The sequence below is a fragment of the Zhongshania sp. genome (assembly GCF_041584495.1).
GTDB lineage: Bacteria > Pseudomonadota > Gammaproteobacteria > Pseudomonadales > Spongiibacteraceae > Spongiibacter.
Genome location: NZ_JBFHDY010000096.1, coordinates 1 through 14,147, shown reverse-complemented (window position 1 = coordinate 14,147; position 14,147 = coordinate 1). Strand labels below are relative to the sequence as shown.

Below are 14,147 nucleotides of genomic sequence, written 5' to 3'. Positions count from 1 at the left end.
TTGAACCGCAACTGGTCAAGAAGCACCAGACCCACCTCACCAATGAGATAGAGCGGAAGATTCTCGCTCTGTTTGCGCTGGGCACCAGTTATCAGGACATTCGCGGCCATATCGAAGATCTGTATGGCATCAGCGTGTCCAGCGGCACCCTTAACACCATTACGGACAAGTTGTTGCCGGAACTGCAAGCCTGGCGAAAACGCGATCTGGATGGGATTTATCCCATCGGCTGGCTCGACGCCATTCACTATAAAATTAAAGAGAACGGTCGCTATATCAGTAAAGCCATTTACACTATTCTCGGCCTGAACATTGAGGGCAAAAAAGAGCTGCTAGTGTCGACCAATCATATGTTGAGAATGGTGGTAATACTAGTATCGCTTGGCCTCTTCTCTTGGACACGTTTTGGAGGTGTCGCCACCTCGATAGCACGTAGGCAAGCTCAGCTGCAGCGCGGTGTAGTTCGCTCAATCTCAAGTGTATGCCGGGTGAATCTAAATAATCTTCTTGCACGGTCGATGTCTCAAATTATTAATATTCTATTAAAAGACGGTGCCTTAAGCGTTAGGCAGAAAGGCGCGCCTCGTCAACATTGTCGCTGTTAGCTAAGGACGCCTAGGTCGTTCAGTTCCCGTAGCTCGTCCTCGCCATAACCCAGATCGGCTAGCACTGACTGTGTATCAACACCGGCCTTGCGGGGTGAAAATTGCACCTCAGAAACTGTGCGGCTAAAACGTGGCGCTGGCGCTGGCTGTACCTGGCCAGCACTCTCTATATAGGTTTTTCGCGCAATGTTGTGCGGGTGCGCTACTGCTTCGCGATAATCTAATACCGGTGCAAAGCATACGTCGCTGCCTTCCATTATTTCGCACCACTGCGCCTGGGTTTTGGTTTTAAACGCGGCGGCTATTTTTTCTTTCAGAACCGGCCACTCATTGGCGTTACCCTGTCCGGAAAATTCAGCGGGGTTTAACTGCAGCTGCTCAATAAGCTGAACATAGAATTGGGGTTCTATTGAGCCAATAGATACAAACTTTCCATCGAGCGTTTTATACACATCGTAAAAGTGAGTGGCGCCATCCAATAAATTACTGGCTCGTTTTGGCCCCCAGATCCCAAGTGCATCCATTGAGTAAAACATGGACATCAGGCTTGCCGAGCCATCGGTAATAGCGGCATCAATAATCTGGCCTTTACCGGAAGTTTTGGCCTCTAGGAGTGCTGCTAGCATGCCCATCACTAAAAAGTGGCTGCCGCCTGCGTAGTCACCGATTAAGTTTAACGGTGGTACGGGCGAATCCTCTCGACCGATGGCCGCAAGTGAACCAGTTATAGATATATAGTTAATATCATGACCGGCAGCGTGTGCCAACGGTCCGGTTTGGCCCCAACCGGTAATACGCCCGTAAACAATTTTGGGGTTGCGGGCCATGCAGACTTCCGGGCCTATGCCCAGGCGCTCAGCAACACCGGGACGAAAACCTTCAAAAATAGCATCGGACTGCTCCACCAATTTAAGCAGGGCTTCTATGCCTTCCTTGGTTTTTAAATTAAGTACAATAGATTTTTTGCCACGGGAGTTGCAGTCGAAGTCAGGTGGTAGGCTAATCCCACCAGGCGATGACGACCGTTCAACAACAGTTACTTCTGCACCCATATCAGCCAGCAGCATACCGGCGTATGGACCGGGGCCAATGCCTTTGATTTCAATTATCTTAATACCTGTTAACGGACCCATAGCCAATTCTCCTAACGACATACTTTGATTTGAATTTTTAGTATCTATAATGAAGTGGCGAGCATCTTGTGATGACGCCCGCGCGTGCATATCATCCTTAGTCGAGGTTGTTGTTATATTTATCGGAGAAAATATGACGACTAATAATCAGCTTCATAATCTCGGAGCTACCAGCTAAAATACGATTAATTCGCGATCCCTGAAACATCTGACATATTTCATATTCGCTCATATAGCCATTACCGCCGTGTAGCTGTACGCCCAAGTCAAGCATTTTCCACTCGATCTCGCTGGACTGTAGCTTCGCGACGGCGGCTTTCTCTGCGGTTAGCAAACCCGCGTTAGAGAGCTGCACACACTGGTCGACATAGGTTTCAAGTACATCAATCTCCGCTTCCATCTCGGCCATTTTAAATTGCGTGTTTTGCATTTTAGACAGCGCCTTACCGAACACCTTACGCTCCATAACATAGGCGCGCGTCAGGTTGAATGCTGTTCTTGCGCTAGCAATATTGCCTACCGCCGCGATCAGTCGTTCTTCGGCTAAGCCCTGCATGAGATGTAGGAAGCCAAGGTCACGCTCGCCCAGTATATTTTCCTTGGGGATTTTTACGTCATTGAAAAATAATTCCGCAGTGTCCTGCGCGTGCATTCCCATTTTTTCTAAATTCTGGCCGCGTTCAAAGCCTTCCATGCCTCGCTCTACAACAACAAGGGTCATTGCGTGAGGGTTGTTATCTGGATCGGATTTAGCTGCAACGATAACCAAGTCGGCGTTGATGCCATTAGAGATGAAGGTTTTTGAACCATTGAGTATAAAGTAATCCCCCGCATCAATGAGTGACGCGCGCATACCTGCTAGGTCACTTCCAGCGTCAGGTTCAGTCATGGCTACCGCGAGAATAGACTCACCACTAGCGCATTTGGGCAGCCAGCGTTCTTTTTGCTCAACCGTACCAAAGTTGCCGATGTAAGGTGCAACCAAGCGGCTGTGCAGAGTTAAAAATAGCTCTGCGCACCCAGCGCGGACTGACTCCTCAATAAATATTTGCTCCCAACGGAAATCTTTGTCGCCCATACCGCCGAACTCTTCGTCCGCCCATATTAGAAGAAAGCCTTGTTCACCGGCTTTTCTAAAAAATTCCCTATCAAAAATTCCATCTATACGTGCTTGTTTTACATGGGGGGCTATTTCTGTTTCAAAAAATTTACGAACAGATTCCCGAAAATAATTTTGTTCTTCTGTAAAATTACGCATTATTCGTTTCCTAGCAGATGGTGCATCCATAAAACGGTGGCCATTTTCAGACCACCGTTTAGCCTTGTAGCGCTTAAGCAATGTCGAAGGCTGAGCGCTAGACAAAGATCTCGCCCTTGGCTAACATGTTTGCCACTATTGCTGGGGCCTTAAAGCGCTCACCGTAGCTTGCTTCGAGTTCATCGCAACGGTCACTGAAGCGCTGAAGACCATAGGTGTTAACAAACTGCAGGAAACCACCAGTCCACAGTGGTGCGCCAATACCCATTACTGAGCCGATATTGCCGTCGACAACCGTGCGTAACACGCCTTCCTCGAGACACTTAATAGACTCAATGACTTGACGGAACAGTAGACGGTCTTTCACTTCTTGATCGGCAATAACAACCTCAGGCTTGTAGTATTTTTCCAAAATTACTGGCCATACTGTTTTACCGGATTCATTCCAGTCGTAGTAGCCTCCGCCGTGATGACGACCGCCGCGACCGTGTTCTTCCACCATCAAATTGATGATTTCCATGATCTGACCGCGATCGCCCAAATCCAAGCCCATGGCTTTCCAGGTAGCGCTTGCTTTGTGCTGTAGCTGCTGGCTGGTTTCATCGGTAATCGTTAGCGGGCCAACGGGCATCCCAACAGTTTTGCCGATGTTATCGATCTTAACGGGGTGTAAGCCCTCATGAATCAACCGAGCGCCCTCGTCGAGATAGGTACCAAAGGTGCGAGAGGTGAAGAAACCCATTGAGTCGTTAACGACTATCGGTGTTTTTCGAATTTGCTGGGTGAAGTCAAAGGCCTTGGCAAGTGCTTCGTCACTGGTTTTCTCTCCACAGATAATTTCCACCAGGGGCATTTTGTCTACAGGTGAGAAGAAATGAATACCAATGAAGTTTTCAGGTTTACTGCTGCCCTCTGCCAATGTCGTGATGGGTAGCGTTGAGGTGTTGGAGCCCCATACGCCGTTCTCTGCCAAATACGGTTCTAAGTCTTTGGTCATATTCTGCTTGAGTTCAACATTCTCAAACACCGCCTCAATAATGAGGTCACAACCACGTAAATCTTCGTTATCAGTAGTGGGCTTTATCAAAGCCATTACTTGATCTCGCTTCTCTTCTGTCATACGGCCCTTAGCGACCCGCTTATCTAAGAGCTTTTGAGTGTAGGCCTTGCCTTTGTCCGCACTCTCCTGTGAGATGTCCTTCAGAACAACGTCAATACCCGCCATCGCAGATACGTACGCGATACCTTGGCCCATCATGCCTGCGCCGAGAATACCGACTTTCTTTGTGAGATTTTTGGCTTGACCTTCTGGGCGACTTAAGCCGGCATTAATCTTGTTTAAGCCAAAGAAGAAAGTGGTGATCATATTCTTCGCTTCTGGTGTGGTGACCAAATAGGCTAAACCGCGACTTTCTATCAGCATTGCCGCATCAAATCCCACGGTGGCGGCCTGTGCCGCGCAATCTAAAATCTCTGCGGGGGCGGGCAACAAACCTCGCGTCTGCTTAAAAAGCATTGCTGGAATAACAGGCAGCACTTGGGTGTTTTGTGAATCACAGGCCTTGCCACCGGGAATTTTAAAGCCTTTAACATCCCAAGGCTGAACAGCCGCGCTATCATTGCCTTTCATTTCTAAGATATAGGCTTTGGCGCGTGGTACTAACTCTTCAATACTGCCAACTGTTTCGTGGATCATGCCAGCCGCAAGCGCCATTTCTGGTGTTAACTTTTTGCCTTCAACTAGAAAAGGAAGGGCGGTTTGTAGGCCCAAAAGATTCACCATGCGCACGATGCCACCGCCTCCAGGCAGCAGTCCCAAACCCACTTCCGGTAGACCGATTTGTACGGTCTTATGGTTATAGGCAATACGGTGATTACACGCGAGACAGATTTCAAAGCCGCCACCCAGTGCCGCGCCATTAATGGCAGCTACGACTGGCACTGGCATTTTTTCCAGACGACGAAGCTGTGATTTAACCTTACTTAATTTTTCCATCATTAGGCCTTCTTGGCCTTTCTCAATGGTTAACAGGTCTTTTATATTGCCGCCGGCGAAAAACACCTTTTTTGCGGACGCCAATACAACGCCAGTCAGGCCTTCTTCCGCCTCCAGTTTAGCCACGGTTTCACCCATGGCGACATCGTACTCGTCATTCATGGAGTTTACGGGGCCGGTCATGTCCATCGTTACGGTGACAATACCTTCAGCATCTTTTTCGTACTTAAATACGCTCATGTTACGTCTCTCAAATTCGATTTCTGTCTGCGACCTACTCAATACACCTTCAGCCGCTACATATTTTTTCATACAGTTAATACGGCGCGGATAAACTTAAATTCGCTCGATTAGTGTGCTGATGCCCATGCCGCCGCCTACGCAAAGTGAAAGCATCGCGCGTTTCAAATTACGTCGCTCCAACTCGTCGAGCATTATTGACACCAACATGCCGCCGGTTGCGCCCAATGGATGTCCCATGGCGATAGATCCACCATTCACATTGGTAATCTCGTGATCAATATTGAGGTCTTTCATATAGCGCATGGCGACCGAGGCAAATGCTTCATTAATTTCCCATAGGTCAACGTCGGCTACGGTTAATCCCGCTGCTTTAAGACATTTCAGTGCGGCTGGGCCAGGGCCTGTTAGCATGATGATGGGATCCGTGGAGAGTACGGCGGTTGCAAGAATACGGCCACGAGGTGTTAAGCCTAAGTCCTTTCCCGCTTTTTCTGAGCCGATGAGTACAACAGAGGCACCGTCGACAATGCCAGACGAGTTACCGGGGGTGTGGACATGATTGATCTTGTCCAATTGGTTGTATTTTTTAAGAATAATGTCATTAAAGCCAAACCCACCGATGTCGCCAAAAGAGGCACGCAGACGACCCAGTGTTTCCACGGTTGAATCAGGTTTAATGAAATCGTCGCGCTCAAGAATCATCAATCCATTCTTGTCGCGTACCGGCAATACTGATTTATCGAAATAGCCGCTATCACGAGCGTGGGCAGCACGGCGCTGCGACTCAGCCGCAAATGCGTCGACATCTTCTCTGCTATATCCTTCCAGTGTGGCAATGGTGTCTGCGCCGATACCTTGGGGAACAAAGCCGACTTTCAGTGCGAAACCCGGATCCTGAATCATAGCGCCGCCGTCAGCGCCCATTGGCACACGAGACATACTTTCTACACCACCGGCGACAACTAGGTGCTCCCATCCCGAAGCGATTTTTTGGGCGGCCATATTGACAGCTTCTAAGCCCGATGCGCAAAACCGATTAAGCTGTACTCCCGCGACTGATTCATCCCACCCAGCATTTTGCACAATCATTTTAGCGACATCGGAACCTTGCTCATTAATTGGCGCTACGCAGCCTAAAATGACATCGTCAACGTAGCTTGTGTCCAGATCATGGCGCTGCTGTAAACCTTGTAATACGCAGGCGCCCAGATCGATTGATTTAACCTCGTGCAGTGATCCGTCAGGTTTACCTTTCGATCGTGGCGTTCGTACAGCGTCGAAAATGTATGCTGTATGTGCAGATTGAGTAATCATAGAAACCTCATATAATGGTTAAGCATTTTCTTGCGGTACACAGTGTCTACACCTGAACCATTATCAACAATGACGACAACCACCAAAAACAGACATTAGATAACAAAAAGTTATTTTTCGGGTTACACTTTCTCCATGACAGACATCACCATTGCAATGCCCTTTGTGATCCAGTCTCTAGAAGGCGCCGCCGCTGCAGGCTACGACACCAAACTATTTTTAAAAGAGTGCGGGATCTCGCCTGAACTCTTAGAACAAAGTCAGGCTCGTATTGCTCTAGATAATTTTGTGATGCTTCAGCAACGTATCATGAAGGTAATGAACGACGAGGGTATGGGGCTTTTTGACAGGCCTTTACGGTTAGGCAGTTTTGATCTAATGGCGCACGCAATGATGGCTTTTGAAACCATCGGCGAAATTTTGGAACGTATGTGCCATTACAATAACTTATTCGAAGTCGGCTTCATCCACGCTATTGAAATCCATGACAAGTACATTACTTACCAGCTGCATCGCCGTCACCCTGCTGCCGTTAAAAATAGTTATATAGCGACATCGAGTGCAATGACGATTCATCGCTTTTTATGCTGGATCAGTATGACCCGCGTCCCGCTCGTCAGTGTCCATCTTGACTACCCGCCACCAGATTGGTCTGCAGAATACCGCTCTGTTTTTTATGGATTTCCGGTAAAGTTTAATGAGAAGTGTATTGAACTAACGTTCCATGAAAGCGATATGTCACTGCCAAACAAACAAGACTTCAGTGGACTCCATGCCTATGTGGCACGTGCGCCTCGCAATATATTCACGCCACATGAAAACCTGAGTTACAGCACCAAAATTCGCGCCGAGATACTGCGCTGTATACATAAAGAGCGTGATGTGCCAAATATGGAAAAAATTGCGGAGCAGCTGTCAATACACCCGCAAACACTGCGTCGTCGGCTACAAGAGGAGTGTACAGATTTCATGCTGCTGCGGACTCAAGCCCGTCGAGATGTTGCGATTTACATGCTGAGTAAGACGCAATATCGAATTCAGGATATTTCTGACCAGCTCGGATTTTCAGAAACCAGCGCCTTCGTCCGCGCATTTAAAGGTTGGATGGGAACAACGCCAATGGCGTACCGGAAATTCTAGTGTTTACTGCCAATTAAATTCAGTGCGACTGGATTTAAAAAAGCTGACTTTCGTCGGCCAATAAGAGACCAATCAAACCTTAGTGACTTTAAAAGTAAGGCGCTACCATTTATAGCTTAGTTGTAACGAGAAACTTCGAGGTGCATCTACCATACCGGCCCAAGTAGGCGCCTGAGTTTCTCTGTATGCTAAAGGCGTTTCGGTCGCATAGCTTATTGTGTGTTCGTCTGTCAAATTTTTACCTAACAAGGCAATGCGCCAACGCTCATCCACACTTAATAACGCAACACCCGCATTTACTTTAAAGTAACCATCCTGGTCTACCCGCTCATCTAACGTTGGACTAGGATTATAATCGGCAGTGCCAACTATATCTGCGTTCGCACTTAAAATGTAATCGTCGAATACAGTCGTGTCATAGATTATACCGACATTCCCGGACCAATCGGCGACGTACTGATTTGTAAATCCAGAATAATCACAATGGACTTCATCCGGGCTATTTGGGACTTCACCCTGCCTGCATGTACCTAGTTCAAAATCTTCAAAACTAAAGTCAAGCAGTCCTATAGAATACGTAAAAATTATCGACTCACTTAACGCTGCTCGACCATCAATCTCCAAACCTTTTGAGATCGCGCTCGAGGCATTAGCAACATTAAACCCCACTACTCCGTCGAAGATAGACACCTGAAGATTATCATACTGAGAGTAAAACGCTGTTATATTAAATTCTACTGACCCGTCAAATAATGAGGATTTAGCGCCCAACTCAAGACTAGTTACGATCTCCTCCTCAAATTCAAATGAACCAAGAAGTACAAAAGGTACGCCCAAATAATTCTCTGGATTGGCGACATCAGCCTCCGGCGTAGAGTTAGACCTTGCGTCATACCCACCAGGCTTATTCCCCCTAGTAACACCAACGTAGGTCATTACATCGTCACCTATATCGTACTGTACCTTTAACTCTGGCGAAAAATTCCTTTCTACTCGGTCACCTGATAAATCATGGGCTTCACCTGCTAAATTACTTGCGACGACAGTAATCCCTTCTTCCCCGGGCTTAAAAGCAACAAAATCATCACCATCTCCACGGCCAAGCCGCAATTCCCGCGCCCCTTCTTTTTCCTGATAGGAGTACCGCAAACCAAGCTGCATCCTCAAGGCATGGGTAATATTATAAGTAGTTTGCAGAAAGACCGTCGCCAAAAAATCATTACTTATAAAATTACGTGGCGATCGTAAACCGACAATTGCTGTGCCTGCGTCGCCGACTCCAAGAACCTCTTCAGGCTCTAACCCCGCGCCACCACCCAGGCCTACGGGATCTAAATCCCCCCTTGCACCACCAGCAAGAAGGTCAAGCGCGTTCAGTGCAGCCCTAAAAATGTCGGAATCAGCAATAAAAGTGTCAAAGAAGTAAAAATCAGTATAGTGACCATATATACCGCCGATAAATTCAAATCGCTCACCCTGAGGTGATATCCACCGAAACTCTTGACTCACTTGCTCATACTGTTCATTAAAATAGGCGTGAAGCAAATCCGCACCGGTGAAATCGCAATCGCAGTAATCAACGTAATCATATTTCAAATAAGCGGTCGTCGAGATGAACTGATGATCTCCTTTTGAAAAATTATTAGCCATTGTAAAATTATAAGTCTGAGTATCACTAGAGTCATAATTAATTGATCTGGAATAATCTTGATCGGGGTTATTAATCTCTGCAGGTGCATCTATGTCTACAACATGTGGCAGTAGTGTCCCAACTAGTGGAACTGTGGTTTTATCAAGTATTTCAAGCCAGGTTCGATTGGCAAAAACCGGATTCGATGATTCCGAGGGTAGCGCCAATATCGTCTCTCCATTACGACCAGCTACTGAAATAGTACTGTACTCTACTTTAAGCTGCGTAGACCAGATTTCCGAGTTATCCCGTATTATTTTGTAGCGTACTGTAAGTTCATCCTGAGCAGCTTCGTCTCGCTTTGTAATTTGGTTCTCATAATAACCATCAGTGTCCAATTTTCTGACGGCTAGCCGATGAGCCGTACGATCGTTAATCTGACTGTTGGAAACAACATCTAACGAGCGCTCATTAAAATCTGGAGTATATGATAATGATATCGAAGTCACTTCCTCAAAATCAGGAGCCGTTGTAGTAATACTTAACGCCCCAGCAATAGCACTTTTCCCATACAATACATTCTGAGGCCCTCGCAGCACTTCCACTCTCTCAACATCGAGAAATGGAGCTCTGAAAAGTGGGCCCTTTCCATAGTTTACGCCATCGACATAAAGACCAACGCTTTGATCAAAGCCCTGATTGGCGCCAGAACCAATTCCTCGAATAAATATATCGGTACTAATACCAGCCTTTGACATCGTTAAATTCGGCACATATGCCTGTATATCTTCTATCCGACCCAGCCCAGCTTCCATTAACTTCTCACCAGAAATTGCGCTGACAGAAACTGGAACATCCTGAAGATTCTCAGAACGAGCCTGCGCTGTAACGACAACCTCCTCGAGCACTGCAGACACCGACACCTGCGATAATAATAAAATTACTATTAAATATTTATTATTCATATAAAACACCTAAAAAATTAAAAATAAATTACTTTTTATAACTAAAGTGGAACTGACCCATCAAAAACAAACCGTAATGGAAGCCTCTCTAACCCCAATATTTCACCCACAAAAGAGATGGGATCAGGCCCTCTCCCATCACCTACAATACGTCCTAAAACCGGAACTCTTGTAACAACGGGAAGCCTCTCGACTATGGGAATACCATCACCAAGCGACATCAAGGGTGACAAATCTACAATCGGACTAACTACTGACCCAACAGCTCCTACAATGGGACTAGTCAAACTTAGATCTATAGGAAGCTCTATGTCTGACAGCGATAAATCCGTAGAAATAATTTCATTATTCATAAGAGTATTTCCCTCACCCAACACAGGCAAGCTAGCAAAACCCTCGTGCACACCGTTCAAACCATTAATTTGGGCAAGTGAAGCTACAGATGAGGCGATTAACACTGCAGCCAAAAAAGCAGGCTTTAATATAGTCATTATATTTTCCTCAGAATTGTTTAAGACCAATAATGTAATTAATACTTTTCTGCCAATAATTCACGAATATTTTTCTTAAGAACCTTTCCGGTAGGATTACGAGGCAAAGTATCTGTAAATTCACAGTGGCGCGGAATTTTGAACTTAGCTAATTTTCCAGTGCAATAGATAACGACCTCCTCTTTAGTTATCGCACCATCGACTACTAGAAGGGCTAGCGGTACCTCCCCCCACTTTTTATCTGGCACACCAATTACTGCGGCATCCCGTATCTGCGGATGCGCCACCAAGACATTTTCCATTTCAGCTGGATAAATATTTTCTCCGCCAGAAATAATCATATCTTTTAGACGATCTTGAATGTAAATATAGCCTTCTTCATCCATTCTCCCAGCATCACCAGTGTGTAACCAGCCGTCAATAATGGTGTGTTTCGTGGCATCCGCTTGATTCCAATACCCCTGCATTATCTGCGGACCATTGGCGATAATTTCGCCGATCTCGCCGCGCGGTAATTCGTTTCCTTCGGCATCGACAATCTTTACCTCGCTAGCAAATACAGCTCGTCCGCAGGACCGTAAGAGGTCTGGTTTTCCCGCCAATGCGCGCCGATGATCAACCGCCGTTAAAAAAGTTAACGCCATTGTCGCCTCTGTCTGACCATAGCCCTGCGTGAAATCACAGCCGAAAACATCGATACATTCGCGCAGTAGTTTTTCTGAAATAGGGGAGGCACCATAGCTAATAGTATGAAGGCTAGAAAAATCGTAATCTTTAATATTAGGCACCATGGCTAAGGAAAACTGCAGCATGACCGGGATAAGCGCGACTGTGTGGATGTCATCGTTTGCTAGGGTTTCAATCATGCCGATCGGATCATAGTCACTATGAATAACCAGTGAAACGCCATAGATTAACCCTAATAAAGAGCCGACCAATCCTACTGCGTGAAAAAACGGCGCGATAATAAGTGCACGTTCACCGGTACGCATACCCAGTCCGGTACTCATCGGCGCTTGAAAACAATTAGACAAAACATTGCGGTGGCTGATAAGAACCCCTTTAGGTCGCCCCGTCGTGCCACTGGTGTACATTTGGAAGAGAATATCGTCACCATTTACATTCGCGTCGATGACATTTTCGTTGTCGCTGAGCCAGTTTTCAAATAGCGTTGGGGAGCTATTACCATCAAAGCAAACTGCGGGCTTACCGCTTAGATAGTCGCCCCGGAGGCTGTCAAATTCATTGGAGAAAAAGAGAAATTGGATTCCTGCATCGGTAGCGATATAGTTAATTTCATCTTGTGTCAGTCGATAGTTAATGCCAACGGCGACTGCGCCTACTCTGGCACAAGCAAGTAAAACACAAAGGTTATCTACCGAATTCTTCGCCAAAATGGCGACTCGGTCGCCTTTGCCAATACCGACGTTTTGCAGGCGCGCGGCAATCCTATTGATGTGCTGCCAGGCCTGTCCGTAATTTAAAGATTTACTGCAATCGCTCGCCATCATCGTTTCTTGACGATGCTGGGCGTGAAACTGAATGTGGTCAATTAGATTATTCAATAGCTTCATCATTATTAACCTTATAATGTAAATAATTCGGCATGGCCGAGCGGGCTATGCGCAATAGCGTAACTTACAAAACTGTCGACGATGGTGGTCCTTATTGCCAAGGTAGCTGTCAATCATCATGAGGCGTTTCAAATAAATGCCTATAGGCATTTCATTACTCATTCCCATGCCGCCGTGTAACTGTACTGCTTCCTCTGCAACGTGCCGACCGTGTTTTCCAATCATTACTTTCAGCGCCGCTACGTCACGGTGAATATCACTGCTGCCGTCGAGAATTGAACACTGCGCGCGAATTAATAACGATCGACACTGCTCGGTTGCCATAAACATATCGACAATGCGGTGTTGCAATGCCTGAAACGTGCCTATCGCCACGCCAAACTGTTCCCGTGTCCGACAGTAGTCTGCGGTCGCCTTGTACAAGTGATTCATGGCGCCAACAGCTTCGGCGCAGAGTGCAACTAGCGCCTCTGACACGACCTCGGAGATCAGCGGAAATGCCTCCCCTTCTGCTGTTAACATGCTGGCGCTACTAACTTGAATACCATCAAAACGGATATCCATCGCCAGCTGGCCATCCATAAGACGATAGACGTCTCGCTGCAGCCCAGGATCATTTGCGTCGACTAAAAAAAGACTAATGCCTTGTTCACTACTAACGTCACCGGCAGTGCGAGCGGGAATTAGGATTGAATCCGCTGTTGCATTGAGAACTACCCTTTTCTCGCCGCTTAACAAGTGGTTGTCACCCACCTTTGTCGCCGTGGTAGTGAGGTGGTTGAGCATAAACACTGACTGCGGTTCTAAGAATGCAAAACTTACTAGCTGTTCGCCGGACATTAACGTTGGCATGAGATGTTTTTTAAGCGAATCGTTGTTAGATCGCGCTATTAGTTGGCCCGCTAATACGACGCCAGACCAGAACGGTTCAATGACTAGAGCGCTGCCAAACTCTTCCATAATTATGGACACATCACTAATATTGCCGCCAAAGCCGCCATCCTCTTCAGCGAAAGGTATTGTCAGCCAACCTAGATCGGCAAAGGTCTGCCAGTTCTCTGCGCTATACCCACGCGTTTGTTTCAATATATTTGCACGATGCTCGGAACTGTAAGTATCTTGGAGATATTTCGCGACGCTGTCTTTCAGCATCCGTTGTTCTTCTGTCATTGAAAAATTCATTATTTATCTCTCTAGAGTGCTTACAAACCCAGCGCATATTTTGCGATAATATTGCGCTGTACTTCATTGCTACCACCGTAAATAGTAGCCGCGCGTCCGAACATGTATTCGCGACGGGCGACATTACCCTGGCATTCCCAAAGGGCTTTCGCTTCGTGTATGTCGGGCACCATGCCACCACTGCTGCCGGCGATATCCCAAAGGAGGGTCTGTACAAGTTGTTGCACTTCACTGCCTTTTAGTTTTAACAGCGAGGATTCCATGCCGGGCGCTTCGCCGTTGTCGATGCTGCTAAGTACCCTTAGTTCTAAAAACTCCAGGGCCATAAACTCAATTTCGACATCAGCTAAGCGTGCCTGGAAGTCGACGTCGTCTAAGAGGCTAAGAGATTCTTCACCACCTTGCGATGCCAGTTTTCGCACCTTTTCCAAGGTATGCTTACAGTAGGCAACACCGGCTATTGCTGTACGCTCATAAGTCAGTAGGGCTTTTGCGTAAGTCCAACCCTGGTTTTCTTCGCCAATTCTATTTCCGACGGGGACTCGAACATTCTCAAAGTGAACCTCATTCAGGTGGTGTTCTTCGTCAATAGAGATTATCGGTGAGACACTTATGC

At 46.8% G+C, this 14,147-nt stretch carries 10 protein-coding genes and 1 pseudogene; 2 read left to right on the top strand and 9 right to left on the bottom strand.

The window, feature by feature from the left end; genetic code table 11:
• Positions 1-335: pseudogene (locus ABYP33_RS13935) on the top strand (transposase); the annotation flags it as partial.
• A gap of 266 nt (positions 336-601) precedes the next feature.
• Here the strand turns inward: ABYP33_RS13935 and ABYP33_RS13930 are convergent.
• The 4 genes from ABYP33_RS13930 to ABYP33_RS13915 all read right to left on the bottom strand — a co-directional run bounded on the left by ABYP33_RS13930 (position 602) and on the right by ABYP33_RS13915 (position 6,549).
• Entirely contained in the window at positions 602-1,738 is a 1,137-nt protein-coding gene (locus ABYP33_RS13930; protein WP_373091705.1) for a CaiB/BaiF CoA transferase family protein, read from the bottom strand.
• Between the two features lie 97 nt (positions 1,739-1,835).
• Positions 1,836-2,996 (bottom strand): acyl-CoA dehydrogenase family protein, encoded by a 1,161-nt coding sequence (locus tag ABYP33_RS13925; RefSeq protein WP_373091704.1) that lies wholly within the window; start codon positions 2,994-2,996, stop codon positions 1,836-1,838.
• Positions 2,997-3,093: 97 nt separating this feature from the next.
• On the bottom strand, positions 3,094-5,232 hold the full coding sequence (locus ABYP33_RS13920) for a 3-hydroxyacyl-CoA dehydrogenase NAD-binding domain-containing protein (RefSeq protein WP_373091703.1): 2,139 nt from the start codon (positions 5,230-5,232) through the stop codon (positions 3,094-3,096).
• Positions 5,233-5,328: 96 nt separating this feature from the next.
• Entirely contained in the window at positions 5,329-6,549 is a 1,221-nt protein-coding gene (locus ABYP33_RS13915; RefSeq protein ID WP_373091701.1) for an acetyl-CoA C-acetyltransferase, read from the bottom strand.
• 135 nt (positions 6,550-6,684) lie between these two features.
• Between ABYP33_RS13915 and ABYP33_RS13910 the strand changes: the two genes are divergently transcribed.
• Positions 6,685-7,689, top strand: coding sequence for an AraC family transcriptional regulator (locus ABYP33_RS13910; RefSeq protein WP_373091700.1), 1,005 nt, complete (start codon positions 6,685-6,687; stop codon positions 7,687-7,689).
• Positions 7,690-7,791: 102 nt separating this feature from the next.
• Here the strand turns inward: ABYP33_RS13910 and ABYP33_RS13905 are convergent, their stop codons facing one another.
• The 5 genes from ABYP33_RS13905 to ABYP33_RS13885 form a co-directional block, all read right to left on the bottom strand.
• Entirely contained in the window at positions 7,792-10,284 is a 2,493-nt protein-coding gene (locus ABYP33_RS13905) for a TonB-dependent receptor (RefSeq protein WP_373091699.1), read from the bottom strand.
• Between the two features lie 41 nt (positions 10,285-10,325).
• Positions 10,326-10,775 (bottom strand): hypothetical protein, encoded by a 450-nt coding sequence (locus tag ABYP33_RS13900; RefSeq protein WP_373091698.1) that lies wholly within the window; start codon positions 10,773-10,775, stop codon positions 10,326-10,328.
• Between the two features lie 38 nt (positions 10,776-10,813).
• Positions 10,814-12,352 (bottom strand): class I adenylate-forming enzyme family protein, encoded by a 1,539-nt coding sequence (locus ABYP33_RS13895; RefSeq protein ID WP_373091697.1) that lies wholly within the window; start codon positions 12,350-12,352, stop codon positions 10,814-10,816.
• Positions 12,353-12,394: 42 nt separating this feature from the next.
• Complete coding sequence (locus tag ABYP33_RS13890; RefSeq protein ID WP_373091696.1) at positions 12,395-13,519, bottom strand: acyl-CoA dehydrogenase family protein; 1,125 nt, start codon at positions 13,517-13,519, stop codon at positions 12,395-12,397.
• A gap of 32 nt (positions 13,520-13,551) precedes the next feature.
• A partial coding sequence (locus tag ABYP33_RS13885; protein WP_373091695.1) for an acyl-CoA dehydrogenase family protein occupies positions 13,552-14,147 on the bottom strand: 596 nt, incomplete at its 5' end.